Raw genomic sequence first — 26820 nt, 5'->3', positions numbered from 1 at the left:
TCGTTCAGATCGCTGCTGTCTGCTGCCATAGTGTCCACCTCCGATTTAAGTGGACACTATCGTCGCCTCTCCGGGCGCGTGGCGATAGGGCGTCAATGAACGATCGCTTACCCTTAACCCCATGACGGAGGCTCATATGCAATACCTATTGATGATCTATTCGGAAGAAAACGGCTGGAACAAGATGACCGACAGCGAGCGGCAGCAAGGGGTTGCCGCATATCAGGCTTACACCGAATCGTTGAAAAAAGCGGACGTGCTGATGGGCGCCAACCGGCTGCAGCACACGAACACGGCCACCACGGTGCGGCTCGTTGACGGCAAGCCGCAGGTGCTTGACGGACCCTTTTCGGATTCGAAGGAGCAGCTCGCTGGCTACTACCTGATCGACGCGCCCAACCTGGACGCGGCGATCGCGTGGGCGTCGCGCTGTCCCGGCGCGGCGTACGGCCTCATCGAAGTGCGCCCGGTCTGGACTGCCCCCTACGACGCGCCATCCGCTGCATGAGTCTGTCCGGCGGCGACGGCGGCCGTGACGCTGACGGCGCCGCGCGTTCGATTGCCGAGGCGGTCGCGCGCCGCAGTTACGGCAAGCTCGTCGCGCTGCTGGCGATGCGCACGCGCGACGTCGCCGCGGCCGAGGACGCGCTGGCCGACGCGTTTGCGACCGCGCTCGCGGACTGGCCGACGCGAGGCTGCCCGGCGAATCCCGAAGCGTGGCTGATGACGGTTGCGCGCCGCCGGGCGCTCGATGGCGTGCGTCATCGCCGTGTCGGCGACGAAGTGGTGAACCAGCTCGCGATCCTCGCGGACGAGATCGACGAGCGTGAAGCCGGCATGTTGCCCGACCGGCGGCTCGCGCTACTGTTCGCGTGCACGCACCCTGCGCTCGAGGCCGCGATTCGCACGCCGCTGATGCTGCAGGTGGTGCTGGGGCTTGAGGCAAAGACGATTGCGTCCGCGTTCCTGATGTCGCCCGCGGCGATGAGCAAGCGCCTCGTGCGAGCGAAGAACAAGATCCGCGAAGCGGGCATTCCGTTCAGCGTACCAGAGCGCGAGGAGTTGCCCGGCCGGCTCGCTGCTGTGCTGGAAGCGGTCTATGCGGCGTATGCGGAAGGGTGGACCGATCCGGTCGGCGGCGACACCGAGCGGCGCGATCTCGCGGGCGAAGCGCTGTTTCTTGCACAACTGCTCGTCGAGCTGCTGCCCGAGGAGCCAGAGACGCTTGGGTTGCTCGCGCTGATGCTGTATGCGCAGGCGCGGCGCGATGCGCGACGCGATGCGGCCGGTGACTATGTGCCGCTGTCGGCTCAGGATCCGGCGACGTGGAACGCGCCAATGATCGACGCAGCCAACGCATTGCTGCGGCGCGCAAGCGCGTTCAACGCAATCGGACGCTTTCAGCTCGAGGCCGCGCTGCAGTCGGCGCACATCCACCGCTGCCAGACGCATCGCCCGAACTGGGACGAGATCGTGCAGCTCTACGATGCGCTGCTCGCGATTGCAGCGTCGCCGGTGGTCGCGGTGAACCGGGCGCTCGCGCAGGCGGAACGGGACGGCCCGCAGGCGGCGCTCGACGCGCTCGAGCCGTATGCGGACGATCCGCGGCTGGCCGACTACCAGCCGTACTGGGCCGCGCGTGCCGATCTGCTCGCGCGGGCCGGCGCGACGGCCGAAGCGCTCGGCGCGTACGACCTCGCGATCGGACTCGAGCGCGATCCGGCGGTACGCCGGTTCTTGCAGCGCAAGCGCATCGAGCTGTCATCGGCGAGAAGTTAGATTGGCGGGTTGCGTTTGTCACGCGGCCAGGAACTGCCAGCAGGCATGTCCGCCACGCCAATGGCGTGCGACCACAGTCGCTACAACCGATAACCGGCGGCCTAAGACAACGCGGGCGACCACCTGTCAGTTGCTTGCCGACACCGCGTGCCTACATGACGGCCGCAGCCCAACGCGCGTCGTCGCGCATCGCGCTGCGACGGCCTTCGTACGGATCAAGCCCGGATGGCATGACATCTGCAAGGTGTACCGCAAGCGACCGGCCGCTTGATACCCCTGCAACCGTCCCGTTCAAGGAGACACATCATGAACACGTTGAACATCCACGATCTCGACAAATTCGTGGAACTCGATCACGAAGAGATGGCCGAAATTCAAGGCGGCCGAATGAAACTCCCCGGCGTGTCCGGTGGTTCGATACTCACCTCCGCCGACGGCGATCCCGTCGGCGTGTATGTCGACGGCGTGCTGCAAAACTCCGTGGTCGACGGCTACTACCACGGCTGATAGCAAGGGTCGCACAAGATTGTGCGACCCTTGCATTGACCAACGCCGCCAGGAACGCACACGCGCTGCTGCATTTCGCAGTCAGGCCCCCAAGCCGGGGGCAGGTCAAGCGGCGGGCTAAATTGCCGACAGTCTGTCGCTCACGGCAAAAACTAGATGCGCTGCAAGGTGCCAAATACCTCGGTCTAGCCTTGATCACTTGAGCGGATCTTCCGCTCCCGGCCTGCGGACGGCAGCCGAGGCGCCCAAATCACTCCAGCACCCCAAAAATCGGCTTATCCGTCGTTGGCCAACCTTGACCGGATCTTGGCAGCGGAGAGGTCGCGGTGATGTGTGGCAATTTGCCATGTGTTTCCCCACGGATCTCTTACCATCGCTCGCCTGTCGCCGTATGGCATGTCGGCCGGAGCTTCGAGCGGGATCGCGTTCGCCGCAATCGCTCGCTGGAAGGTCGAATCGGCGTCCTCAACATAGACATACAAAAATGCCGGCATCGGATCGCGAAGGCCGTCTCCGCCGCTAACCATCACGACGGAATCGCCGATCATGATTTCGGCAGGCAGCCCGTGACGGAATTCGCCCTGTGCCTGAAACACGATCTTGATGAATGTGATCAGGTTTTCCGGATCCCGTACGACGATTCGGGGCGTGACGGTATGCCATCCATCAGGCTGAAATTTAGCCATGTTGCGCAGCCTCGGAAGAGATTCGCAAGGGCATTGTCCCCCGAGCGCCGGATGTCCGCAAAGGATCGATTCCGCAAGTTCGAGACAAACCTGTTTCATTGCATCATATCTGCCACGACCGGCGTATCCGCTCGCGAATGTCATGCAGGCGCGAAACGGATTCGTTGGAGAAAACGAAACGCAGATAGCGGTCCGCGCCGGGTCCCCAGTTCGTCATCGGTGTAGCCGCGATCTTGCCGCGTTCGAGCAGCAGCTTCGATGCGTCGGGTGGCTCGAGACCCAGCTCACGGGTATCGATGAGCATCGACCAGCCGCCATGCGGACGGATCACCGGCAGATCAGCAAGCGCGCTCATCAGGAAGTCGCGACGGCGCTCCCATTCCGCGACCGCAGCGGCCACCCCATCGTCGGTTGCCGTCAGCGCGGCAGTGGCGCCGGGCATCGCGATTCCAACCTGACACACCACGTTCGACAAGCTCACGAGACGTACGTCGTTCATGATCGATGCGGGCCCGACGATCCAGCCGACGCGCCATCCGATCATCCGATACTCCTTCGAAACCGCGCCGATGGTGATGGTGCGTTCGCGCATGCCCGGCAAACCGGCGGGATGAATGACGTCGCGCCCGTCGAACAGGATGCGCTCCATCGCCGCGTCATAGACCAGCCAGATGCCATGGCGCGCGCAATGTTCCGCAATCGCAAGCCATTCGTCCTGCGATGCGACGTAGCCGCCCGGCATCGAAGGCGACATGATCAACAGTGCTTTCGTTCGCGGCCCGATCGCTGCGGCAAGGCTGTCGAGATCGAGTCGCCAGCCGTCGGCACGCGGCTGCAGCCGCGCGAACCTCGGCACGCCGGCGGCCAGATGCACCCGGTTGATCAGCCCAGCGTAGGTGGGATCCGTCAGCACGACCTCGTCGCCCGGCTCAAGAATCGACAGCAGCACGTTGAGAATCCCCGCAAGACCGCCGGCCGACACGATGCATTCGGCCGCGGCGTCGTATGCGACGCCCGCGGCGCGGCCGACCCGCGCGGCGGCGGCCTCGCGCAACGCACCCTGTCCGGTAAAAGGCAGGTAGCTGTTTGCCGCGTCGTCGTCGATGGCCTCGTGCGTGCGAGCCAGCGCCTGCGCCGGCGGCCGCAGATCGGTATCGAGATTTTCAAGCCTTAGAATGTCCGCGTCGCGCAGAGAGTCCGCGGCGTCGCCGATGCGGTCGACTCCAATGCCAGGAATATTTCTCAAGCGAGATACTGTCACATGGGCCTCCACTATTGTTTTAATATATTAAAGTGAAAAAATCTGCAGATGGCAAGCTCTCTTTGACTTCGCTCGCCGAGCGCCTGCGCGAGCGCATCGCGAACGGTACTTTGGTGCCGGGGACGCAGTTGCGGCAGGATCTGATTGCGAAGGAATTCGGCACCAGTCACATTCCGGTGCGGGAGGCGTTCGTGCAGTTGCAAGCGAGTGGGTTCGTCACGATCGTGCCGAACCGAGGCGCATTCGTCTCCGCAATGACGAGGCTCGAAGCGGCCGAGTTGACGGAAATGCGGATCGCGCTCGAGCTATTGGCACTCGACTCCGCGATCGATGCGTTCGGCGCGGACGACGAGACCGCGGTCCGCGCAATTCTCAAGCGCGACGAGGATGCGCACGAGGTCGAACACTGGTCGATCGACAACTGGGCATTTCATCGGGCAATCTATCAGGCAAGCGGCAAGCGGCATCTGCTGGAGACACTGGAAGCAATCTGGCGCAAGACTGACCGCTATCTGCGGCTCGTCTGGCAGCTAGAGCGCTACCAACGCATCTCGCTCGCAGAGCATCATGCGATCCTCGATGCAGTGCTCGCCCGGGACCGGCGTGCCGCGAAGCGCCTGACGAAAGCGCATATCGAGGCGGCTGGTATCGTGATGCAGGACGCGCTGCGCGAAGCCCGGCGAGCGGGTGAGACTGCGCCGTCGAAGGACTCAGAGACAATCGGCGCGCCTCGATAGGCGCGTCGAATCACGTTCCATCGAACGTTTGCAATCCTCAACCTTCCTGGCGCGTGGAGCGGAACAGGAATCGACCAGCAGTCCACCCAACCCCGCGCCCAGCGCCACGCCCAAATGCATTGCCGAAACATTGATACCGATGCTGACGTCGGCCTGATCCGGCGCGCTGCGGATCAGGTAGTTCTGCACGATAGGCGAGATGGACCAGCTCAGGCATCCCCATAGCATCATTCAGTTCGGGCACCTATGTATTTGCTACCAGCAGTTCCTCCGCATTGTTTGGCGGGCGCAGATCATCTGTTCTGCCCAAGAAGTAGCGCTGCGTAAGATCGGCCGCCGAGACGTGCCGCGCTTTGCTAAAGCCCGCTTCGTGGGCCAGCGCCAGGATCTCCGGCGGGGTGAAGAAGCTGAGGAACGGGGTCCCGCTTGCTCGCGCTCCCTTCTCCGCCATCTCGAGCCCGGGGCGTACTTCGGGGTCCGCCAGCTCCAGCGGGAGCAGGAACGTCATGGCGAGCGTCGATCCTGGCGCGAGGGCCGCGACTTCGCGCAGCGTGGCGGCGTTCGCATCCTTGGTGAGATACATGCTGACCCCTGTGGAGACCACGATTGCCGGCTTGTTCTCATCGAAGCCAGCAGTCATGAGCGCGTCTCGCCAGGACCCGCCTGACTCGAAATCGACCGGCACGAAGCGCAGCCAGTCCGGGACGCCGAAACCGAGCTCGATCAGGCGCTGACGCTTCCATGCCTGAGGGCCTGGTCGGTCGATTTCGAACACATTGAGGCGGGATGCGATCTCCGGCCGCCGTTGTGCGAAGCTGTCAAGGCCCGCACCGAGGATGACATACTGACTCAGCCCGCGGCCGGCCTGTTCCACGACCAGGTCCTCAATGAAACGGGCACGAGCCACGATTGAGGCGCGAAAGGGTCGCGTGAACTGCGGGTCCATGTCCCCGCGGCTGCGCCAGCCCTCGTCGGGCGCGAGCAACTTAAGGCCGATTTTGTCTTCCAGCACATGCGGCAGGGGGTCGGCCTCGACATGCAGAGCGCGCCACATGGCGACTCGCGCTGCTGTGCTGTCTGGCGCTACATCTTGCTTGTCGTGCATGACTTTAAATCCCGTATGTTCGTTCGTCTTCGCCGGAAGCGGAGCTGCCAGTTCTGGCTCCTACTACAGACGCGCAGCGTTTCCGCATAGGTGTTCACGGCAGGACGATGGTAACCTTCCCCGCTTCAGGCCAACAAGTTCATCCACCAGCCATACATTAAACCGGCCGGCGCGGCATTTTCCGCGCCGGCATTCACCATCGACCTAAAGAGTGATCATGACGAGTTCCATCTACAGCGCATCCGTCCCAGTTTTCAAGCAGATGCTGACGGCATTGTCCGACGTGCTGAAGAAAGCCGAAGCACACGCCACCGAAAAAAACATCGATCCGAACGCGCTGCTGCAGGCGCGCCTGTTTCCGGACATGTTCCCCCTTGTGCGCCAGGTACAGATCGCCGCCGATTTCGCCAAGGGCATCAGCTCGCGCCTCGCCGGCGTAGAGGTGCCGTCGTGGCCCGATACCGAAGTCACGTTTGCAGACCTGCAAGCGCTGATCGCCAAGGCGTTGGCTCACATCGGGACGCTCGACGCCACCCAATTCGACGGTAGCGAAAACAAGGAAATCGTCCTGCGTCCGGGCACGCCGAAAGAGAAGAAGCTGGTCGGCAGCGCCTATTTGCAAAACTACGGCCTGCCGCAGTTTTTCTTCCACGTTACGACGGCTTACGCGATTCTGCGCCACAACGGCGTCGAGATCGGCAAGCGCGACTATATGGGCGCTTACTGATCGCCGGCGCAAGGGCCGGGTGAACCATCGGGCGGCGGTAGCTTCAGCGGCGCCGGCCGTCCGGCTCCCATGCCGCTGTTCGATGGCTCGGCTCCAAGCGTGGATGGCGAATGCCAACCCGCCCGTAACCCACCCACGTCAGAATTGACGGTTTAGAGAAATGAACCTCAGAACCATCAGCCTTATAGCAATAAGCTTTTTTGCGCTTGCAACCACAGCCGTTAGCCACGCGGCCGACGACGAGCAAAGCAGAATCAGAAGTGTAGTGAACCGCGCCATACAGCCGGTCATGGCGGACTATGGCATCCCCGGCATGGCAGTCGGCATCATCGACGGTGACAGGCACTATGTTTTCAACTATGGCCTGGCGTCGACGGAAGCCAGAAAGCCGGTTACGCGCGACACCTTGTTTGAGCTGGGTTCTGTCAGCAAGACTTTGACAGCGACGCTAGCGTCCTATGCGCAAGTGAATGGCTATCTATCCTTGTCGGATCCGTCGAGCAAGTACCTTCCGTCCCTGCGAAATAGCAAGTTCGGCGATGTCAGCCTTCTCAATCTGGGCACGCACACGCCCGGAGGGCTCCCATTGCAGGTGCCGGACAACATCCGCAACGACGATCAGCTGATGCAGTATTTCAAGCAGTGGCAGCCCACCTACGCGCCGGGAAGCTATCGGACCTATGCCAATCCCGGCATCGGCGCGCTCGGTCTGATAACAGCGAAGAGCATGGGCCAGGATTTTAGCGGGCTGATGGAAAATCGTCTGTTTCCCGCGCTTGATATGAAGAGCAGTTACATCAACGTGCCCACTGGGAAATTGAGCGACTACGCTCAGGGCTACACGAAAGACGGTGCGCCGATCAGAATGGCACCAGGGGAACTGTCCGCTGAAGCCTACGGCATCAAGACCACGGCAGCCGACATGATTCGCTTCGTGGAAGCCAACATGAACCTGATCCAGTTGGACCCGAAGCTCCAGCGCGCGGTCACGGATACCCACACCGGATACTTCAAGGCAGGGGCGATGACCCAGGACCTGATATGGGAACAGTATTCGTATCCCGTCAAATTGCAGACGCTGCTGGACGGAAATTCATCGGCGATGATCTTCAACGCGACACCGGTTACTGAAATAACGCCGCCGCAGCCTCCTCGTGAAGACGTCTGGATCAATAAAACCGGCTCGACCAATGGCTTCGGCGCGTACGTCGCGTTCATTCCGCAGAAGCGGCTGGGGATTGTCATTCTCGCCAACAAGAATTTCCCCATCGATGAACGGGTAAGTGCTGCATACCGGATTCTCACGTCGCTGGCCAACGACGAACAATGAGTGCAAGCCGCTATCATCGACCGTAGTTCCTAAGGAGAGCAACCGATGAGCCGCCCCGATTTCATCAAGCACTGGACTGAACTGGAAGAACCAGACGCCCATTCTTATCGCGGCGACACCGAGAAAATGGCGCTGGACGCGCCGCTTTCCGCCGCACTCGGCATTACGCGTATTGGCATTCATCACGTGAGGCTTCTGCCTGGCCGGCGGACGTCCTATCCGCACGCCGAAAGTACCGAGCAGGAGTTTGTGTACGTGCTCGAAGGCCAGCCCGAAGTCTGGATCGACGGCGTGCTTCATCCCATTTCTGAAGGCGATTCCGTCGCGTTTCCGGCAGGCACAGGAATCTGTCACACCTTCATCAACAATACGACGGACGAAGTCAGGCTGATGGTGATCGGCGAACGTCCGCGCGATGACAACCGCATTCGCTACCCACTCAACGAAGCGCACGAACGGACCCGCGCGGATCGCTGGGTGGACTGACCCGCCCGACCGCTCGGAGACCATAACGGGAAGCCGGACTAGGGCTTAAGCGGATGACCGCTTCGTCTTAACGTCCGGAGCGCGGTCCTGCAAATGTTGGCGATTCAGGCTAGGCTACCCTGTGGGCCGTTTTTGCATCGCACTGAGGCGGCCGTGCCACAGGTCATTCCAGTCAGGAAAGCAATGAAACAACAGCTAACAATCGATTTCGTCTCCGATATCGCATGCCCGTGGTGTGCAATCGGCCTGTCGTCCCTCGAGCTTGCGCTATCGCGCTTAGGCGATGCGGTCGACGCTCAAATAGCGGTGCACCCTTTTGAGCTGAATCCGGAGATGGGGCCGGACGGCGAGGCCATTGTCGACTATCTCGGCAAAAAATACGGACGCACACCGGAGCAGATCGCCGAAACGCAAGCCATGATCCGCGAACGTGGGGCGAGCGTCGGTTTTGCCTTCGGTCCGCGTACGCGTGTCTATAACACCTTCGATGCGCACCGTCTGATGCATTGGGCCGGTATCAAAGGCAAGCAGTTGCCGCTCAAGTTGGCGCTGCTGCGGGCTTACCATTCCGAAGGCAAAGACCCGAGCGATCGCGAAGTCCTGGTCGAAGCGGCTCAATCCGTGGGGCTCGACGCCGCGGAAGCAAAAGAGGTACTGCGAAGCGGAGACTATACCGACGCGGTTCGTGCGGAAGAACGGGAATACCAGGCGAAGGGCATCCAGTCCGTGCCGGCGATCATCTTTAACGGTCGCTATCTGGTGAGCGGCGGACAACCCGTGGAAACCTTCGAGCAAGTCATCCGGCAGATTCTGGCCGAAGCGTAGCGTGGCAACCGCGCCACTGTCAGCCGGGCCCATGTGATTGGCTGACAACGGCGCATTGATTGTCCCCTCACATCGGGTGGCCCGAAATGGAAGTCAAATAGTGGGACATCGGCGCGCGATACGCATGCGCGTGATATTAGGGAATGCCTAATTGAGCCGCCGCCGTCCCGCAGCGTAAAATCGTGGCACATCGGTTTGGGGGCACCAGGCAATGTGTCTGGCTTCTCGTTGCGATTTCAGCCGCGATTTCAGCCGCAATACCCGGCGACGCCCGGCGCAGCGGCACTCGACGCAGCGGCGTCCGACGCTTTTTCGACCCGCTCCTCGCAATGAGGCCAGCGGCGGTCATGGAATTGCCGCTCAATCCGCGCCATGACCCCGCTTATTTCCGTTAAAAGGCTCAGCAAGAGCTTTCCCGGCGTGAGGGCGCTTCACGAAATCCAATTCGAACTCATGGCGGGGGAAGTCCACGCGCTGATGGGTGAGAATGGCGCCGGCAAGTCGACGTTGATGAAAATCCTCGCCGGCGTGTACACCCGGGATACGGGCGAAATCCTCTATGACGGCCAGCCGGTCGAGTTCTTGAGTCCGCGCGAGGCGCAGGCCATGGGCGTCGGCATCATTCATCAGGAACTCCAGTTGATGAATCATCTGACCGTCGCCCAGAATATGTTCATCGGCCGCGAGCCGCGCGGACGCCTTGGCCTGTTCCTCGACGAAGACACGCTCAATGCGCAAGCGCGCGACATTCTTGCCCGCATGCATGTGAATCTCGACCCGCGCGCGGTTGTCAGCAGCCTCACCGTCGCCAGGCAGCAGATGGTCGAGATCGCCAAGGCTTTGTCTTTCGATTCGCGCGTTCTGATCATGGACGAGCCTACCTCGGCGCTCAACGACGCCGAAATCGCCGAACTCTTCCGCATCATCCGCGAGCTGAAGAACCGGGGTGTGGGAGTCATCTATATCTCGCATAAGATGGATGAGCTGAAGCAGATCGCCGATCGCGTCACCGTATTGCGTGACGGGGAATATGTGGCCACCGTCACTGCCAAGGACACCAGCGTCGAAGCGATCATCGGCATGATGGTCGGGCGAACGTTGGTCGACGTCGCGCCTTCTCACAACACCGCAGACAAAGGCGAGGTCGCGCTCGAAGTCAAAAATCTGAACGCCGGCCCGCTGGTCAGGGACGTGAGTTTCGTGTTGCGCAAAGGCGAGATATTGGGCTTTGCCGGCTTGATGGGCGCGGGCCGCACCGAGGTCGCCCGAGCGGTGTTCGGCGCCGATCCGATCGAATCCGGCGAAATTGTCGTGAAAGGCGTGAAGTCGACAATCAGGAATCCGAGCGATGCGGTGGCGCGCGGCATCGGCTATCTGTCGGAAGACCGCAAGCGCTTCGGCCTTGCTACCGGCATGAACGTCGAATCGAACATTGTGATGTCCAACTTGAGCAAATTCCTGTCGCTCAATTTTTTCTTGCGGCGCGCTCAGATACGCCGGACAGCCTCCCATTTCATCAACCTGCTCGCCATTCGTACGCCCTCCGCGACTCAGGAGGTGCGGCTTCTCTCGGGCGGCAATCAGCAGAAAATTGTCGTCGCGAAATGGCTCGAGCGCGACTGCGACGTGCTCTTCTTCGACGAGCCGACGCGCGGCATCGACGTCGGCGCCAAGAGCGAAATCTACAAGCTCCTGCGCTCGCTCGCCGGGCAAGGCAAGGCGATCGTGATGATCTCGTCGGAACTGCCGGAAATCTTGCGCATGAGCGACCGCATCGTCGTGATGTGCGAGGGCCGCATTACCGGCGAACTCTCAGCCACGGAGGCGACGCAGGAGCGCATCATGCAACTGGCGACGCGGCGCGAAACTTTAAAAGCGGCGTGAGCCTCGAAAGGTCCATTTCATGACACTGCCATCGGATACGTCGGCGCTGGGTAACAAGGAAAGGTCCTCGGGCCTGCGAGCCCGCGTCTTCGCGCCGGCCGCTCTGCAAAAGCTGCTCGCCTTCGGGAGCCTGATCCTCCTGCTGGTCTTTTTCAGCTTCGCGTCTCCCGCGTTCATGCAGATGGACAACATGCTCGGGATTTTGCAGGCGACGGCGGTCAACGGCGTGCTGGCGATTGCCTGCACGTTCGTCATCATCACCGGCGGCATCGATTTGTCCGTCGGCACGCTGATGACCTTCACAGCGGTCATCTGCGGCGTGTTTCTGACCTATTGGCATTTGCCGATGTGGACCGGCGTCGTTGCCGCGATTGGGACGGGCGCAATCTGCGGGACGATTTCGGGCACGCTCACGGCGAAAATGAAAATACCGCCGTTCATTGCCACTTTAGGCATGATGCTGCTGCTGAAAGGTCTTTCGCTCGTCGTTTCGGCCGACAAGCCGATCTATTTCAGCGACACCGAAAATTTCTACAGGATCTCTCAGGATTCGCTGATCGGCTATGTGCTGCCGAGCCTGCCCGTTCCAAACGCGGTCCTGATTCTGTTTTTCCTTGCGGTGGTGAGTTCGATCACGCTCAATCGCACGGCGCTCGGCCGCTACACCTTTGCGCTTGGCAGCAATGAAGAAGCCGTACGCCTTTCAGGCGTGAATGTCGACCGGTGGAAGATCGCCATTTACGGCCTGGCCGGGGCAATATGCGGCGTCGCCGGGCTGCTGATCGCCTCGCGCCTGAATTCGGCCCAGCCGGCGCTAGGGCAAGGTTACGAACTCGAAGCGATCGCCGCTGTGGTCATCGGCGGGACCTCGCTCAGCGGCGGCGCGGGCACGATTCTGGGGACGATCATCGGCGCTTTCATTATGAGCGTGTTGACCAACGGCCTGCGCATCATGTCCGTCGCTCAGGAATGGCAGATCGTGGTGACCGGTCTCATCATCATTCTCGCGGTCTATGCGGATATTTTGCGGCGCAAGAAAAGCTGACGAAGACCGACGCTATACGGAACAAGATCAAGAAAAGGGAGCGCCAAGGCTCCCCCAACGGCTGAAGGTTGATGGCCCACTTAGGAGGAGAAACCCCATGTTGAAAAGAAGACTAATCGGTGTCGTGGTCGGCGTTGGCGCGCTCATTGGCGGGACGGGCGTTGCGCTCGCGCAAGACACCTACATCCCGCTGATCTCGAAAGGCTTCCAGCACCAGTTCTGGCAGGCCGTCAAAGCCGGCGCGGAACAGTCGGCCAAGGAGCACAACGTCAGGATCACCTTCGAGGGGCCGGAAACCGAGGCCATGGTCGATAAACAGATCGACATGCTCTCGGCCGCGCTCGCCAAGAAGCCCCAGGCGCTCGGCATCGCCGCGCTCGACAGCAAGGCGGCCATCCCGCTCTTGAGGAAAGCGCAGGCCGAAAAAATCCCGGTCATCGCCTTCGACTCGGGCGTCGACAGTGACATTCCGTTGACGACGTGTGCGACGGATAACATTGCCGCGGCCGCCCTCGCCGCCGACAAGATGGCCGAGGCGATCGGCAATGCCGGGGAAGTCGGTCTGGTCGTGCACGACCAGACCAGCCGCACCGGCATCGATCGCCGCGACGGCTTCCTGAATGAGATGAAAGCGAAGCACCCGAACATCAAGATCGTCTCAGTCCAGTATGGCGGCGGCGACCACCTGAAGTCGGCGGAAATAGCCAAGACGATGATCCAGGCCAACCCCAATCTCAAGGGTATTTTCGGCGCGAATGAAGGCTCGGCGGAAGGGGCCGCGATCGGCGTCAAGGAATCGGGCAAAAAACTCGTTCTGATTGGCTACGACTCCGGCAAGGAGCAAAAGGAGGACATCAATTCGGGCTTGATGGCCGGCGCGATCACGCAGAACCCGGTCGGCATCGGCAAGTGCGTCGTCGACTCCGCGGTGAAGGCGCTGAAGGGCGAGAAGCTGCCCAAGAAAGTCGACACGGGCTTCTACTGGTACGACAAGACCAACATGAGCGATCCGAAGATCGCTGCCGTGCTCTACGATTGACCGTCGCCGCCAGGCGCGAAGAGAAAGGAGGGGGCGTGGCGCTTCCTCTTCTTTTCTCCGTCACGCATTGCGGAGAGAGACGGTGGCCGCAAAGAGGCTAGGCGAACATGCACACCCCTCCTTGCTCATAGGCTGAAGTCGATAGCGCTCAGAGAGGAGGGTGTTCAGATGCCCACGATCACAAAGCTGTCCGTCCGGGACATTCGCTTCCCGACCTCGCGCTCACTTGACGGTTCCGACGCGATGAACGCCGCGCCGGATTACTCCGCCACCTACGTGACGCTCGAAACCGATTCGCCGCAGAAGCTCACAGGCCATGGCCTCACCTTTACCATCGGGCGAGGCAACGAGATCTGCGTGAGTGCGGTGCAGGCGCTTGCCCCGCTGGTGGTCGGCAAAACGATCGAGGATATTGCAGCGAACATGGGCGCTTTCTGGCATGCGCTGACGTCGGACAGCCAGTTGCGCTGGATCGGCCCGGACAAGGGTGCCATTCATCTGGCGACGGCGGCTGTCGTGAATGCGGTTTGGGACCTGTGGGCAAAGGCGGAAAGCAAGCCGGTGTGGAAGCTGCTCGTCGACATGAGCCCCGAAGAACTCGTGCGTTGTCTCGACTTCCGCTATGTGACCGATGCGATCACGCCGCAGGAAGCCATCGCCATGCTGCACCGCCATGCAAAGACCCGGGGTGAGCGCGAAAAGGACATGCTCGCGCACGGCTATCCGGCCTACACGACTTCGGCAGGCTGGCTTGGTTACGACGACGACAAGATTCGCCGGCTCGCGCGTGAAGGCGTCGCGCAGGGCTGGACGCATTTCAAGCAGAAGGTGGGCGGCAATCTCGAAGAAGATATGCGCCGGGCCCGCATCTTGCGTGAAGAAATCGGCGCAAACCGCAAGTTGATGATGGATGCGAACCAGGTGTGGGATGTCGATGAAGCGGTCGCGAACATGCGGCGCCTGGCCGAATTCGATCCGTGGTGGATCGAGGAACCGACGAGTCCGGACGACATTCTCGGCCACGCCGCCATCCGCCAGCGAATTAAGCCCATCGGCGTAGCCACGGGCGAGCACTGCCATAACCGGGTGATGTTCAAGCAATTGCTGCAGGCGCAAGCCATCGACTTCTGTCAGGTCGATAGCTGTCGCCTGGGCGGTTTGAACGAGGTGATCGTCGTTCTGCTGATGGCGGCGAAATTCGGCGTGCCCGTGTGCCCGCATGCGGGTGGCGTCGGCTTGTGCGAGTACGTCCAGCACATTTCGCTTTTCGACTATATCTGTGTGTCGGCCTCGCTGGAAAACCGGGTGCTAGAGTATGTGGATCATTTGCATGAGCATTTTGTCGATCCTGTTGTGATCCGCAACGGGCGTTATATGCCGCCGCAACGTCCCGGCTACAGCATCGAAATGTACGCGGCCTCGCTTGATCGGTATGACTTTCCCGAGGGGCCGGCCTGGCGGGCATGAGGCGGTACGCGTGGGGTACTTTGCTCAATCTCGGAGCGCATGGCGAATCGCTCATTTTCGATGCTGCCCGGCTAAAGCGATTCGCCGCCTTACGTCTGCTGATTGATGCCGGCGCGGACCCGTCGATCCCCGATATCCTCGATCGCGATCGCGATCGCGATGGCGTTGCGATCGAGTTGAGCCCGCGCCGCGCGGCGGGAACATATCTGCAGCGCGACGTTCAGTACCGCACAGTCTTTCCTGCGCAGAGTATTCATATTCGTTCGACGCCGCATCTGCCCTGATCGCCGGAAGAGCAAATCATCCAGGGAAGTAAGCGGCCAGGGAGGGGGGGAGTGAGATCGATCAGGGGGGCGGCATTTTCAGTGCGAGCGGGCCTCGGTCCAAGTGCTCCCACCTGGGTGCTGCTGCAGCAGCTTTTCGTGCGCGGTCTCGTCGCGGTGAAGTTTCTCGCGCTCGGACGCATTCTCGGGCCGTCGGCGATCGGGAGCGTCAGCATCGCGCTACTCGCGGTCGCGATCGCGGAATCTCTTTCCGACACAGGTCTCCCTCAGGCGGTCATCCAGGGGGGGGACGCGCCGACTCGTTCAGAACTCGCCGCCGTCTGGACAACGCTTGCGACACGCGGCGTACTGGTCGCGCTGCTGCTGATCGCGCTCGCGCCGGTGATGAACAGCCAGTTTCACCTCGGCGGCGCACTTGCATTGTTGCAACTTGCGGCAGCGCTGCCGCTGATTCGCGGCATCGCATCGCCCGCTTACTACGTGGTCCAGCGCAATCGCGGTTTCCAGCACATTGCGGGGATCGAGATGGCTGCGGCGTTTGTCGATTGCTGCATTGGCCTCGCGTTCGCGTTCGGCGGAGCGGGGGCTTACTCGTTGCTAATCGGCATGATCGTCGGCGAGACGCTGAAAACCACCCTCACGTGGGCGACGATGAAGCCGCGGCCGCCGATCCGGGCTGCGTGGTCGGGGATCGGCCATTACATTGGCTTCAGCCGCTGGATCTGGGCGGGGAGCGTCGTGAATCTGCTGCTCAACCAGTTCGACAAGGTTGTTGTCGGGAAACTGCTCGGGCCGGCGCAACTGGGCGCGTACCAGATGTCGTCAAAGCTCGCGCAGATGTTGCTGACGGACGCGGCGTTTGCGATGGGGCAATACCTCTTTCCGACGTTTTCCGCGCAACACCGGCACGACGCGCGCGTGGCGGCGCGGCTTGTCCGGCTGTACCTGGCTATCGTCGCCGCCGGCCTGGCAATGTTCGTCGTGCTGCTGCGGGCCATCGCGGAGCCGCTCTTTGCGTTGATTCTCGGTGCCGCGTGGATGTCGGCGGTCCCGCTCTTCAAGATTTTCGTTATCAACATGGCGATCGGCGCATTGATCGCGGTGCTCGTCTCCTACTTGCGCGCCGTCGGCGATGCGAAGGCGACGACGCACGCGTCGTTGATACAGATGGTCATTCTGTTCGCGATCGTGCCGCCCGCGACGCACTACTGGGGCGTGACGGGCGTCGCGTGGTCGATGACGGTCGGGATGGGATCGGCCGCCACGTGGATGCTCTATCGAACCTTGAGGCGGCATGACGCGCCGTCTTTCCCGTAAGCCAACTGGCGCAATCGTCGTCAGTCGGGGATCACAGGTTCGACCAGTTTTGCCAACTGAACAAGCGACTCTTGCCAGCCGAGGTAGCACATCTCCACAGGAATGACCTCGGGCACGCCCTCTTGCACAATGCTGAGCTCCGTTCCGCAAGATACCTGCCGCAATGAAATGGTGGCGTGCATCTGGCCGGGCAGGTTCGGGTCGTCGAATCGGTCCGAGTAGCGGATCTTCTCGAACGGCACCAACTCGACGTACTCACCGCCGAACGAGTGGCCATTGCCGGTGCCGAAGTTACGGAAGGACATCTTGTAAGTGCCGCCAACACGGGCATCCATGTGGTGGACCTGACAGGTGAACCCGTAGGGAGGAAGCCACTTCGCTATCGCTTCGGGTTCGAGAAAGGCTCGATAGATGCGTTCGGGAGTAGCGCGCAAGACGCGTTGGAGACGGATAGTTCCGGTAGTCATGGTGTGCTCGCCTTTCACTGGAAAAGTTGGACATACCCCTACGACGATTCGGCGACGCCGGTATCGACATAGGTTGAAGTCAGGGAAAACCCGCACTTTCTGCCTGGTCGATCCACGTAGTGTGTTCGTAATTGACTGGCTATCAGTAACGTGACATCATATTTTTATACGCCGTTCAATTTTGAACTGCGTTCATTTAAATGGATGTCATGCCCGTTTCCGATTCCTCCGGCCGTCGCGCGCGAAAGCACTCGCAGACACAGGGTCTGCTTGCTGGAACGGCCATACGTCTATTTGAAACGCACGGCTACGACGCGGTGACGATGGAGCAGATCGCGGCAACCGCAGACGTCGCAAAGGGCACGCTTTATAACCATTTCGCCACCAAAGAAGCGGTACTGGCGCACTGGATTCACGCGCAGCTTGAGGCGGATCTGATCCGTCTGCAACCGCGTGTCGCACGTCAGGCGGGCTTCGTTCCGGCGCTATCCATGCTGCTGGGCGCGTCGGCGGCCTGGTGCGAAAAACATCGCCCCCTGCTTTTGCCATACATCCGATTCCGCTTTCTGAGCCTCGAGGCGTCGGGGCGCGATGAGGATGCCCCGAACAGCGATATGGCAGACGGTTTTGCCTTGCTGATTGCCAAAGGGCAGGCTTCAGGCGAATTGCGTGACGATCTCGCCGCGAGTCATCTGGCGACACTCTTTCATCATCTTTATCTCGGTGCGCTCATGCGGTGGTTGACCGTGCCCGGACTCAGGTTGAAACAGGAATTCGCGGTCGCCATCGAGCTGTTCGTGAATGGCGCGCGCAGCACTGTTCCTCCGCCAATCAGGAGCCGTGGAAAACCATGAAATTTGTCGTCGTTACTTACGGTACTGAAGGCGATACGCGTCCACTGGCCGCTCTGTGCGCGGCCTTGATCAGTGCCGGTCATGAAGCCCGGTTGCTCGCCGACCATGCAACGCTCGGTTCGGCGAAAACACTGGGTGTTCCCGTGACTGCATTGGCCGGCGATATCAAGGCTACGCTGCAACCCGCGCTGACGAGCGCCGGCGCTGTTGCAGGAAGGAGCCGCTTCAAAGGCACCGCGAACGCACTTGCGGGTATTGCGAACAGCAATGCCGAGCGTTGGCTCCGTGAAACGGTCAGGGCAGGGGAGGAATGCGACGCCGTTATCGTCTCGGGTCTCGCGGCGTTCGTCGGACTATCGGCTGCTGAATACCTTGGCGTGACGGCTATCGGCACAGGACTCATCCCCATCACGCCGACGGCAGATTTTGCGTCGCCGTTCTTTCCGCCATCGCGAGTTCCATCATTTCTGAATCGCGTCAGTCATGAGTTCGTTAACGGATTTCTTTGGCGTGCGTTTCGCAAGAGAATTAATGCGGCGCGCGCGAGTGTTTGCAGCCTTCCTCCGCGGCGCGATCTGTGGAACGATCATCCGATGCTCTATGGCATTTCTCCGAGCCTTCTGCCTCGTCCGCAGGACTGGCCTTCCAACGCGCGCATGTGTGGGCAGTGGATCGCGCCATCGGCTGGCTGGTCCCCGCCGCAGGATCTGACGGATTTTCTCGCTAAGGGGGAGGCACCGATCTACGTCGGCTTTGGAAGCATGACGTCTTTCGATACGCAGAAGGCGCTACAGGAAGTGGTGACTGCGGCCGGCGGGCGTAGGACCTTGTTCCATCCCGCATGGAGCAGTGTCGATACCTCGATGCTGCCTGCCAACGTTCATGTGATTGGCGATACGCCTCACGAATGGCTTTTCCCGAGAACGTCGATGGTCATCCATCATGGCGGTTCGGGTACCAGCCACTCGGCGGCGCGGGCTGGCGTTCCCTCCGTCGTGGTTCCTTTTGCCGGGGATCAGTTCTTTTGGGCGGACCGGCTCCGGCGCGCGGGCGTTGCCCCCGGCCCAGTAGATGGAAAGAATTTGCGGGCCTCCTCGCTTTCACGCGGAATTGAATTCGCTGAACGAGAGGACGTGCGTTCCTGCGCTCGAACGCTCGGCAAACGAATGCAGGCCGAAAACGGTCTGGCCCAGGCCGTTTCCTCTATCGAGGAGATCGTGGCGAAGGAACGGTTCTATCTGCCTGCGTAGTTTGCTACCGTCGGATTGTCTGGCGGTAGCAGCTAAACGACGGCAACTCAGGGCGGCGCGTCGCTGTCCTGAGCTGATTCCACGGCGACCGGAAAGTTGTGCCCGTTCACCCTTTGCGGAACAAGGGCGCGCCCCATGGCGCACCGATTGTGCCGCCGTCAACGACGATTTCCGCTGCCGTGATTCCCGAAGCATCGTCGGACGCGAGGAAAAGCGCGGCCTTGGCAACCTCCTCAGGTGTGGCGAGGCGAGCCATCGGAATGCGTGGCGCAAACGCCTCTTCGGTCCCGTCGAGTGTCGCGCCGGCTCGTGCGCCGCGCGTCCAGATCGGCGTGCGCGTGCCGCCCGGGATCACGGTGTTGACGCGAATGCCACGCTGCACGAGTTCGGACGCAAATACCTTGGCCATCCCGGTGACACCGGCCTTCGTAGCGGAATAGGCTGCTGACCCAGGCGAGCCCAGTTCGCGCATCACGGAACCGTTCAATACGATCGAGCCGCCAGCGCTCATCAACGGCAGGGCTGACTGAACCGTGAGAAAGACGCCGGTGAGATTGGTGCGAAGAATCGCCTCGAACGCAGCGGCGGTGGTGCCGCCAAGCGGCGTCGGACCGGAGATTCCTGCGTTGGCGAAAACGATGTCGAGCGACCCGAATGCTTCCTCGATTTGCTTGAACATCGACGCGATCGCAGTTTCATCGTCGAGATCGGCCTGGATGCCTAGCGCGTTTTCGCCGAGCTCGGAGATTGCCTGATCCAGTTTCGCGCGATCGCGGCCGGTGATCGCAACACGGGCGCCTTCAGCGATCAAAAGCTTCGCCGCAGCAAAGCCAATGCCGCTGTTGCCGCCGGTTACGAGAGCTGTCTTTCCAGTAAAACGCATGTCCTTCTCCTGTGTGTAACGCCGTGAGATCACGTCGAAAGCCTTGCCGGCTGACAGCGCGAAAACCTGGTGTGAAAACCCTGGCGCAAAAACTTGTTACGCAGCGCTAGATGGCCGCCGCATCCGATTCAGCAAGCGTGCCGTCAACATCTCATTCTGTATGTTGAGCATCATGCAGAAATTCAGTATTATAGCCATCATGCAGATTGTCAAGCGTGGGGAGGCAAAAAGTGGGTTATTCGCAGGCACAAAAGGCTGAGAGCAGGCAGCGCGTTCTGGAGACCGCGTCACGGCAGATTCGCGAACACGGGATCGAGGCGCTCGGCGTCGCCGACTGCATGCGCAGTGCGGGGCTTACGCATGGCGCGTTCTACGGCCATTTTTCGTCGCGTGATGAATTGATCCTGGAAGCGCTCGAGCACGCGGTCAGTCAGGGAGCGAAGCGCATCGCTTCTCTCGCAACGGGTGCAGGAAAACATGGGGAAACGCCTCTGCAGTCCATTGTCGAGGGGTTCCTCAGCGAGCGTCACGTGAAGAATCCCGGCAATGGCTGTGCGCTGTGCGCACTCGCGGGAGAAGCGCGCCATGCGAATCCGGACGTCAGGGAACAGCTCACAAAGTACGTGCGCAAACTGGCGTCACAAATAACGCAAGCGGCATCCGGCGGCGGCGAAAAACCGGCGCTGGGTATCGTCGCGGCCATCGTGGGGGCCATTACGCTCGCGCGCGCGGTGGACGACGACAAACTGGCGAAATCGATTCTTTCCGAGTCGCTCGCGCTGGTCATGACCCAGGACGGCGGCGCGCAGTAGCGTCAATTCGCATCACGCACCCAGTTACCCCCATGCGCCGCGGCCTGCGCAGCGGGCGAGGTTGCAAGATAAGCCAGCGCCTGCTCAGTGGAACCTTCGTGGTGGGGCGTATAGCGCGGATTGAAATAGCGTAGCGCTGCCGCGATCATTTTCCAGAACGACGGCAGACAACCGCGCCGCGCTCCAGCGCGCCAGGCGAGGATAAAACCTCGGTATGCGCCGGCGCCGGGATCGCGCCGGTGCATGAAGCGCGCGCCGTGTGTGAGAAAGTACAGCAGAAGCATGACGGTCGACAGCATGTGGAAGCAGCGTTCGAAGTAGCTGCCGCCCATATGCCGGAAAATGTCGAAGGCTACGGTGCGGTGTTCGACTTCTTCGGCACCGTGCCAGCGCAGCAGGTCGAGCATGGTTGGGTCGGCGTGGGCAGCATCGAGCCCGTCGGCATTGAGCACCCAATTGCCGAGGTAACCGAAAAAGTGTTCCAGCGCGGCGATGACGCCAAGCTGCTGGCGCAGCCAGAAGCGCGTTTTGCCGATCTTCAGCCCAAGCGGTTGCTCGCCGAGCAGCTTGCCAAACAGCCAGTCGAGTTTCCTGGTGAAGGGCTGCGTGTCGATGCCGTGAGTCTTGTAGTAGTGCGTAAGGACGCCGCCGTGCGAGCGCGAATGCACCGCTTCCTGCCTGAGGAAGCCCTGCGCGTCGTCGTGCAACGCCGGGTCGGTGATGAGCGGAAGTGCCTTGTTGTAGACACGGCAGAACCATAGTTCGCCGGCGGGGAACAGCAGGTTCAGCACATTGATGATGTGCGTGCTCGACGGGTCACCGGGAACCCACTGGATGGGCGTTCCGCTCCAGTCGAACTTCACATGGCGTGCCTTGATCTTGTGTTGGGTTTGTTCTTCGGTCATGACGGTCTCTGGCGTCCGGTTAGTGATGTCAGCGTTGATGTCAACGCGGCACCATGCTGATGCGGGCGAGCGCCCGGGCTAGCCAGGGCAGATGGCGCGAGATAAAACGTCGCCCGAGCGCACCGTGAAATCGGCGCGGTGCTTGGCGGGTGGCGCCTCATATAGCGTGGGCGATATGGGTTCGGTTAAAAGCTGCATGTGCGCCTCCGTCATGCAGCGAATTGTGTCTGGCCGCGCTGCGCCCAGCGGCGTACGTGCGGCAGGTCGTCGTCGAGCCAGTAGGCATCGTCATCGGTGATGACGATCAACTCGCGGTGTTCGGCGAGGTCGTCTTTCAGTTGTTCGAGAATGGGATTCACGCCGATGCAAGTGGCGTAGCCGACATCGGCGATCACGCCGTTCAGTATCGGCGCCACGTCGAGGATGACCGGCATGTTCTCTTCCAGCCGGCGCGAACTCGGAAAGAAAGCCAGATTGAAGCCGGCCATGTGCGACAGCCCGGAAAACCCCTCAAAGGCGGTACGGTCGCCGAACCATGCGAAGGGTTTGTGCAGCCAGTCACGCACGCCGTGATCCTGCAACCATTCGGTCAACAGCCGGGCGGCGTCTTTTTCCGTCATGCCCAGGAGGAGCATTTCACCGACGCTTTCGACGCACCGATAGGCCAGTTGCTGGACTTCGCGGAACTGCGCCAGTTCGTCCACGTTGACGTGTGGAAATGTCTTGTCACCCATGCATGCCTCCCGAAGATGCCGTCCGACGGGCGTGCGGCTGCCTGTCATGATGACATCAATTATTGTTACATTAAACAATGTAATGATTGGATGCTACACCATGCGATTTGCTCGTCCACTGGTTTTTTCCCTGGGCCCGGTTGATGACAACAGGACAGTTGTCGATTTCGTCGCCTGTCGCTCGTCGTACTCATAGGAGGGCGGTGCGATGACGCCGGACCGGGCATCGTTGCCTTCCGGCCCTATTCGACTTTTAACCAGCAAGGAGCGTGTTCATGACTTACATCGATGGATTTGTCGTACCGGTCGCCACGATCGACCGCGAAAAATACGTCAAGCAGGCGGAAATGGCCGCGGGCGTCTTTAAGGAGAACGGCGCGTTGCAGGTGGTCGAGTGTTGGGGAGACGACGTGCCAGAGGGAAAGCTGACTTCGTTTCCGATGGCGGTCAAACGCAAGGAGGACGAAACGGTGGTGTTTTCCTGGGTTGTCTGGCCGTCGCGTCAGGTGCGGGATGAGGGTATGAAAGCAGTCATGGCAGATCCGCGGTTGCAGCCTGACGTGAATCCAATGCCGTTCGACGGCAAGCGGTTGATCTACGGTGGCTTCGAGGTAATCGTGGATGTGTGAGGGCTAAGGGGGCGGCGCAGGTTGAAAATGGCCAGAATCCATTTGCATGCGGTGCCCCCCGCCAGAAATTACGCTGCGTCATTCAGTGCTTATGGTGCAGCCAGTTCTTGATCGGATGCGTGTCCAGCCAGCGGGCAACCGACTGGTCCTTGTGTTCCCGCCTGTAGCGTGCCGCTGTAAATATCACGAGGCATAGGACCACAACAATTCCTACTACGAAACTCATCATCGACTGGGTCATGGCAACCTCCTTTGAGGTCAGAACCATACTTATATTTTAGGTGACCAGAGAAATAGCAACTGCGGTTCTCATTCATCTCTACCTGTTTCGTAGGGATCTCTCGTTGCTGCCGTTGAGGGTGGAAAGTCGAGCGCTAAATCTTAAACGGCACGGTGAACGGACAGTTTTGTCATAGCTCGTGCCACCCTTTATGAACCGTCGTTATTTGTTTCGTTGCGGCATCAATTGAGTCTGCCAAGCCTCATTGCGCCATGACTAAAGGGACCGCAACGCGTTGCAGCGCGGTCATCGGACCGAGCCTCCTGATGACTTGCATCTGTTCTGCGTCTCGCACGAAGAGCGATCCCGCAAACCCCAGCGCATTCACCGAAATTCCCTCGACGCGTTCCGAAGACCTTGGCACGAGCAGCATCCATCGAGGGGCGACAAGCAGGTTGTACGGTGCCGACTGGTGCAGTTCGCCATTCACCTCGATCGCTCGCAGGCCAGCTGCTTCGAACAACGCGTGGTAGCAATCGAAAGCGGCGTGTGCGGCGTGCTTTGAAGCAGCAGGAGCCGATTCCAGACGGCCGAACGCGTGCCTGAATGGCAGACCGGGTAGCTTGCCGATCGGACCTTCCATGCACGCGGACTCAAGAACGGACTCAATTGGGATCGGTGGACCTGATTCTCCGAGCGGCAGCGGCACGATCTGCAGATGCTTGTGCTGTTGACTCGCGCCGGCGTCTGCGCCGCCATTGTAGAAGCCGAGGCCATCGAACTCGGCCATGCAGGCGGCTAATGCAGCAAAGTCCGCGAGGTCGAGTAGCGCTTCCTGCGATTTGAAACGACGGGTGACGATCAGGAGATGACGGTCGATGACGTTGAACTTGTTGAGCAAGGCGACGTGAGAGTCCGAGATATCGGCCACAAAGAGGTCTGGATCATAAGGTAGGAACGGGTTGACCGCGTTGCACGTCGCGCCCGCTTCTTTAGGCGCCTGCCGCGCTTTCTCCTTGCGAGCGAGGCTTGAAACCTGGCGGACAAGGAAGCGTACGCCAGCTTCTTCGATCAGCGTCTGGATTGTCTCGATCGGCCGTAGTGCGCCACAACGCAGCGCATGCTCAGTCTGGCGCAGGATGGCCGGCCACAGGGTGCCGGGCTGAAGATGCAGATCTTCCATGGCTCAGGCAGACTGGCACGCACGTCGCAAACGCGCATGTCGCGGAACGAGCGTAACCGCGCCTACGCTTTGTAACCGATCGCACGTAACAGATCCTTGCGCCATTGAACGTCCTCCTCATTTTCAATGCCAAGCGGCGGGGACCCGTCGACCACACCCAGGATACCGCGCCCCTGGTCTGTCTCGGCAACCAGAATCTGCGTGGGATTCGCCGTCGCGCAGAAGATCCGGCACACCTCGGGCACAGCCTTTATCGCGTTCAGAACATTGACCGGGTAAAAGCCATCGCCCAGAAAGATCACGAAGCAGTGCCCTGCAGCGATCGCGATGGCATTCTGGCACGCTAACTCGATCAGATCGGCGTCGGTGCCGGACCGGCGCACGAGGCGCTTACCCGAGGCTTCGCAAAAGGCCAAACCAAACTTGATACCCGGAACGGTACCGACCATTGCCTCGTGCAGATCCTCGACAGACTTGATGAAATGGGTTTGCCCCAAGATGAAGTTCGTCGTTTCGGGTTTGGCGATTGTTACCGTAAGCAGTTGCATATCGGACCTCGCTCTGTGGTGCCGGGAACACCGGGGGCTTTCGTCAGCGGACGCCAGTTCGTCAAGTTGCGCCAGCCAGCGACCGCCTTCCACAATCAAGCCTAGTACGAACTAGCCGTCAGCGGAAGCGCGGGCCGGTGGTGAAGTCGTCGCAGCCAGTGAGCGCTGCGCGAGATGAGGCGCATGACTGCGCATTTGCTGCACTAGAATGAATTTTCACAGTACCGGATAGTGCTGGCGAGTCGTATCTGGCCAGCGCACGGATTCGTGTTGGAGGAAAGCAATGCCGACGTATCAATATCGTTGCGAGAAGTGTGGCGAGTTGTTCGAGCACGCTGAACATCTCGCTGAACATGAGGCCGCCCATCCGCGTTGCCCGAAGTGCGGAAGCGAAACGTGTCAGCACGTACCGACGCCGTTTGTCGCCAAGACGTCGAGAAAGAGCTGAGATTGCTTAGCCGGCATTACCGGCGGCGCTCAATTTCCGCAGTTCACGCGGGCAGGCGAAGCGCAGGCACGAGCATGTGTTAACAACATAGAAAACGACACAGAAAACTGACTCGATCTTCAACGCCTGTCAGGCAGCAGGATCCGTTCGTCCACCTGACGGATATCGGTGTGGCCGCAAAAGGCCATGGTGATGTCCAGTTCCTTATGGATGATCTGCAGGCACTGTGTGACACCCGCCTCTCCCATTGCACCCAGGCCGTAGAGGAAGCTGCGGCCGATCATCGTGCCTTTCGCGCCAAGCGCAACGGCTTTCAGCACGTCCTGTCCGCTGCGGATGCCGCCATCCATCCACACCTCGATGCGCGAGCCGACCTCGCGTGCGATTTCGGGGAGCGCCGAGATCGAAGAGGGCGCACCGTCGAGTTGACGGCCGCCATGGTTGGAGACGATCAACGCGTCAGCGCCGCTGTCGGCGGCAAGGCGAGCATCTTCGACATCCATGATGCCTTTCAGAATGAGTTTGCCGCCCCACAGCTTCTTGACCCACTCGACGTCTGCCCAGCTCAGCGCCGGATCGAACTGCTCGGCGGTCCACGAGCTCAGGGACGACAGATCGCCTACGCCCTTCGCATGACCGACGATGTTGCCGAAGGTGCGCCGCCGGGTGCCGAGCATGCCGAGGCACCAGCGTGGCTTGGTCGCAAGGTTGATGAGGTTCGCCGGGGTCAATCTGGGCGGCGCCGACAGCCCGTTCCTGATGTCCTTGTGGCGTTGGCCGAGGATCTGCAGGTCCAGCGTGAGCATCAAGGCGCTGCACCGCGCCGCGCGAGCGCGCTCGATCAATCGCACAATGAAATCGCGGTCGCGCATCATATAAAGCTGGAACCAGAACGGCTTGCTGGTCTGTGAGGCAACGTCTTCGATCGAGCAGATGCTCATCGTGGACAAGGTGAACGGGACGCCGAACTTCTCCGCCGCGCGTGCAGCGAGGATTTCGCCGTCGGCGTGTTGCATTCCGGTCAACCCCGTCGGCGCGAGCGCCACGGGCATGGCGGCCGCCTGACCGATCATTTCCGTGCGTGTGCTGCGGCCCGCCATGTTGACCGCCACTCGCTGGCGCAGCTTCAGGCGCTGGAAGTCGCTTTCATTGGCGCGATAGGTACTTTCGGTCCACGAGCCACTGTCGGCGTAGTCGTAGAACATGCGTGGCACACGCCGTTGCGCAAGCACGCGTAAATCTTCGATGCAGGTAATGACGGGCACGGTTTCTCTCAGCGCAGGGAAGAACGACGAGTGTACGTTCGTGAGACAGCCGCCCGGTATTCTGGGAATGCCTGGGGACAGTTCAAATTTTGCCGTTCTGTCCGGCGGCGCGGTCCTGCTCTTGCGGCTGTTCGCGAGCGATG

At 60.8% G+C, this 26820-nt stretch carries 29 protein-coding genes and 2 pseudogenes; 18 read left to right on the top strand and 13 right to left on the bottom strand.

Features of this window, described 5'->3' with window-relative positions; genetic code table 11:
• The first annotated feature begins 136 nt into the window (after positions 1-136).
• The 3 genes from KHO31_RS30320 to KHO31_RS30310 all read left to right on the top strand — a co-directional run bounded on the left by KHO31_RS30320 (position 137) and on the right by KHO31_RS30310 (position 2286).
• Entirely contained in the window at positions 137-508 is a 372-nt protein-coding gene (locus tag KHO31_RS30320) for a YciI family protein (RefSeq protein WP_201073677.1), read from the top strand.
• The gene (locus KHO31_RS30315) at positions 505-1779 is read left to right on the top strand and encodes an RNA polymerase sigma factor (protein WP_201073675.1); all 1275 of its coding nucleotides are present in this window, start codon (positions 505-507) and stop codon (positions 1777-1779) included. Before KHO31_RS30320 ends, KHO31_RS30315 begins: the two co-directional genes overlap by 4 nt.
• Positions 1780-2085: 306 nt before the next feature.
• Positions 2086-2286: a hypothetical protein gene (locus tag KHO31_RS30310; RefSeq protein WP_201073673.1), complete on the top strand. Its 201-nt coding sequence runs from the start codon at positions 2086-2088 to the stop codon at positions 2284-2286.
• A 275-nt stretch (positions 2287-2561) separates the two neighbouring features.
• On the opposite strand, the gene KHO31_RS30305 is transcribed toward KHO31_RS30310, so the two are convergent.
• A complete protein-coding gene (locus tag KHO31_RS30305; RefSeq protein ID WP_236071536.1) occupies positions 2562-3071 on the bottom strand; it encodes a VOC family protein in 510 nt (169 codons plus the stop codon).
• A 4-nt stretch (positions 3072-3075) separates the two neighbouring features.
• Positions 3076-4233 (bottom strand): pyridoxal phosphate-dependent aminotransferase, encoded by a 1158-nt coding sequence (locus tag KHO31_RS30300; protein WP_201073671.1) that lies wholly within the window; start codon positions 4231-4233, stop codon positions 3076-3078.
• 32 nt (positions 4234-4265) lie between these two features.
• Between KHO31_RS30300 and KHO31_RS30295 the strand changes: the two genes are divergently transcribed.
• Positions 4266-4970 carry a GntR family transcriptional regulator gene (locus KHO31_RS30295; protein ID WP_201073670.1) on the top strand — a complete coding sequence of 235 codons (705 nt, stop codon included), beginning with the start codon at positions 4266-4268 and terminating at the stop codon, positions 4968-4970.
• Between the two features lie 72 nt (positions 4971-5042).
• Here KHO31_RS30295 and KHO31_RS39520 read toward each other — a convergent pair.
• Together KHO31_RS39520 and KHO31_RS30290 are read right to left on the bottom strand one after the other, a co-directional pair.
• Positions 5043-5201 (bottom strand): annotated as a pseudogene (locus KHO31_RS39520) (MFS transporter); the annotation flags it as partial.
• 13 nt (positions 5202-5214) lie between these two features.
• Positions 5215-6075 (bottom strand): class I SAM-dependent methyltransferase, encoded by an 861-nt coding sequence (locus KHO31_RS30290; RefSeq protein WP_211624817.1) that lies wholly within the window; start codon positions 6073-6075, stop codon positions 5215-5217.
• A 217-nt stretch (positions 6076-6292) separates the two neighbouring features.
• On the opposite strand from KHO31_RS30290, the gene KHO31_RS30285 reads away from it, so the two are divergent.
• The 8 genes from KHO31_RS30285 (at position 6293) to KHO31_RS30250 (ending at position 14878) form a co-directional block, all read left to right on the top strand.
• The gene (locus KHO31_RS30285; protein ID WP_201073668.1) at positions 6293-6802 is read left to right on the top strand and encodes a DUF1993 domain-containing protein; all 510 of its coding nucleotides are present in this window, start codon (positions 6293-6295) and stop codon (positions 6800-6802) included.
• Between the two features lie 160 nt (positions 6803-6962).
• A complete protein-coding gene (ampC, locus tag KHO31_RS30280) occupies positions 6963-8132 on the top strand; it encodes a class C beta-lactamase (protein WP_201073667.1) in 1170 nt (389 codons plus the stop codon).
• A 45-nt stretch (positions 8133-8177) separates the two neighbouring features.
• Positions 8178-8618: a cupin domain-containing protein gene (locus tag KHO31_RS30275; protein WP_201107858.1), complete on the top strand. Its 441-nt coding sequence runs from the start codon at positions 8178-8180 to the stop codon at positions 8616-8618.
• Between the two features lie 183 nt (positions 8619-8801).
• Positions 8802-9443: a DsbA family oxidoreductase gene (locus KHO31_RS30270; RefSeq protein ID WP_201073665.1), complete on the top strand. Its 642-nt coding sequence runs from the start codon at positions 8802-8804 to the stop codon at positions 9441-9443.
• 372 nt (positions 9444-9815) lie between these two features.
• The gene (locus KHO31_RS30265) at positions 9816-11327 is read left to right on the top strand and encodes a sugar ABC transporter ATP-binding protein (RefSeq protein WP_201073663.1); all 1512 of its coding nucleotides are present in this window, start codon (positions 9816-9818) and stop codon (positions 11325-11327) included.
• Between the two features lie 19 nt (positions 11328-11346).
• Entirely contained in the window at positions 11347-12372 is a 1026-nt protein-coding gene (locus tag KHO31_RS30260; RefSeq protein WP_201073661.1) for an ABC transporter permease, read from the top strand.
• Between the two features lie 97 nt (positions 12373-12469).
• Entirely contained in the window at positions 12470-13411 is a 942-nt protein-coding gene (locus KHO31_RS30255; protein WP_201073920.1) for an ABC transporter substrate-binding protein, read from the top strand.
• A gap of 168 nt (positions 13412-13579) precedes the next feature.
• Positions 13580-14878, top strand: a complete 1299-nt coding sequence (locus KHO31_RS30250; protein WP_201073659.1) for an L-fuconate dehydratase — start codon at positions 13580-13582, stop codon at positions 14876-14878.
• 89 nt (positions 14879-14967) lie between these two features.
• Here KHO31_RS30250 and KHO31_RS30245 read toward each other — a convergent pair whose 3' ends face one another.
• On the bottom strand, positions 14968-15135 hold the full coding sequence (locus KHO31_RS30245; RefSeq protein ID WP_201073657.1) for a hypothetical protein: 168 nt from the start codon (positions 15133-15135) through the stop codon (positions 14968-14970).
• Positions 15136-15213: 78 nt separating this feature from the next.
• On the opposite strand from KHO31_RS30245, the gene KHO31_RS30240 reads away from it, so the two are divergent.
• A complete protein-coding gene (locus KHO31_RS30240; protein WP_201073655.1) occupies positions 15214-16479 on the top strand; it encodes an oligosaccharide flippase family protein in 1266 nt (421 codons plus the stop codon).
• Between the two features lie 20 nt (positions 16480-16499).
• Here KHO31_RS30240 and KHO31_RS30235 read toward each other — a convergent pair whose 3' ends face one another.
• Positions 16500-16946 carry an SRPBCC family protein gene (locus tag KHO31_RS30235; RefSeq protein ID WP_201073654.1) on the bottom strand — a complete coding sequence of 149 codons (447 nt, stop codon included), beginning with the start codon at positions 16944-16946 and terminating at the stop codon, positions 16500-16502.
• A 209-nt stretch (positions 16947-17155) separates the two neighbouring features.
• On the opposite strand from KHO31_RS30235, the gene KHO31_RS30230 reads away from it, so the two are divergent.
• Together KHO31_RS30230 and KHO31_RS30225 are read left to right on the top strand one after the other, a co-directional pair.
• Positions 17156-17800, top strand: a complete 645-nt coding sequence (locus KHO31_RS30230) for a TetR/AcrR family transcriptional regulator (protein ID WP_201073651.1) — start codon at positions 17156-17158, stop codon at positions 17798-17800.
• Positions 17797-19050 carry a glycosyltransferase gene (locus KHO31_RS30225; RefSeq protein ID WP_201073650.1) on the top strand — a complete coding sequence of 418 codons (1254 nt, stop codon included), beginning with the start codon at positions 17797-17799 and terminating at the stop codon, positions 19048-19050. The genes KHO31_RS30230 and KHO31_RS30225 overlap by 4 nt, the downstream gene beginning before the upstream one ends.
• Before the next feature lie 106 nt (positions 19051-19156).
• Here KHO31_RS30225 and KHO31_RS30220 read toward each other — a convergent pair whose 3' ends face one another.
• A complete protein-coding gene (locus tag KHO31_RS30220; protein WP_201073648.1) occupies positions 19157-19933 on the bottom strand; it encodes an SDR family NAD(P)-dependent oxidoreductase in 777 nt (258 codons plus the stop codon).
• Positions 19934-20163: 230 nt separating this feature from the next.
• Between KHO31_RS30220 and KHO31_RS30215 the strand changes: the two genes are divergently transcribed.
• A complete protein-coding gene (locus KHO31_RS30215; protein ID WP_201073646.1) occupies positions 20164-20745 on the top strand; it encodes a TetR/AcrR family transcriptional regulator in 582 nt (193 codons plus the stop codon).
• Between the two features lie 2 nt (positions 20746-20747).
• Here the strand turns inward: KHO31_RS30215 and KHO31_RS30210 are convergent, their stop codons facing one another.
• Together KHO31_RS30210 and KHO31_RS30205 are read right to left on the bottom strand one after the other, a co-directional pair.
• Positions 20748-21650: a metal-dependent hydrolase gene (locus tag KHO31_RS30210; protein ID WP_201073644.1), complete on the bottom strand. Its 903-nt coding sequence runs from the start codon at positions 21648-21650 to the stop codon at positions 20748-20750.
• A gap of 299 nt (positions 21651-21949) precedes the next feature.
• Positions 21950-22384: pseudogene (locus tag KHO31_RS30205) on the bottom strand (M24 family metallopeptidase); the annotation flags it as partial.
• Positions 22385-22659: 275 nt separating this feature from the next.
• Here KHO31_RS30205 and KHO31_RS30200 point away from each other — a divergent pair.
• Positions 22660-23013, top strand: a complete 354-nt coding sequence (locus KHO31_RS30200; protein ID WP_201073640.1) for a DUF1428 domain-containing protein — start codon at positions 22660-22662, stop codon at positions 23011-23013.
• Positions 23014-23095: 82 nt separating this feature from the next.
• Here the strand turns inward: KHO31_RS30200 and KHO31_RS30195 are convergent, their stop codons facing one another.
• The 3 genes from KHO31_RS30195 to KHO31_RS30185 form a co-directional block, all read right to left on the bottom strand.
• Positions 23096-23254, bottom strand: a complete 159-nt coding sequence (locus KHO31_RS30195) for a hypothetical protein (protein ID WP_201073638.1) — start codon at positions 23252-23254, stop codon at positions 23096-23098.
• Positions 23255-23495: 241 nt separating this feature from the next.
• Positions 23496-24416 carry an ATP adenylyltransferase family protein gene (locus tag KHO31_RS30190; RefSeq protein ID WP_201073636.1) on the bottom strand — a complete coding sequence of 307 codons (921 nt, stop codon included), beginning with the start codon at positions 24414-24416 and terminating at the stop codon, positions 23496-23498.
• A 62-nt stretch (positions 24417-24478) separates the two neighbouring features.
• Complete coding sequence (locus KHO31_RS30185) at positions 24479-24964, bottom strand: adenosine-specific kinase (protein WP_201073918.1); 486 nt, start codon at positions 24962-24964, stop codon at positions 24479-24481.
• Between the two features lie 283 nt (positions 24965-25247).
• On the opposite strand from KHO31_RS30185, the gene KHO31_RS30180 reads away from it, so the two are divergent.
• Positions 25248-25412, top strand: coding sequence for an FmdB family zinc ribbon protein (locus KHO31_RS30180; RefSeq protein WP_120296557.1), 165 nt, complete (start codon positions 25248-25250; stop codon positions 25410-25412).
• Positions 25413-25531: 119 nt separating this feature from the next.
• Here KHO31_RS30180 and KHO31_RS30175 read toward each other — a convergent pair whose 3' ends face one another.
• Complete coding sequence (locus KHO31_RS30175) at positions 25532-26677, bottom strand: alpha-hydroxy acid oxidase (protein ID WP_201073635.1); 1146 nt, start codon at positions 26675-26677, stop codon at positions 25532-25534.
• Positions 26678-26820 lie beyond the last annotated feature (143 nt).

It is taken from the genome of Paraburkholderia domus (genome assembly GCF_905220705.1).
GTDB classification, from domain to species: domain Bacteria; phylum Pseudomonadota; class Gammaproteobacteria; order Burkholderiales; family Burkholderiaceae; genus Paraburkholderia; species Paraburkholderia domus.
Note: the sequence above shows the minus strand (reverse complement) of the source record. Positions and strands in the feature narration are given on the sequence as shown.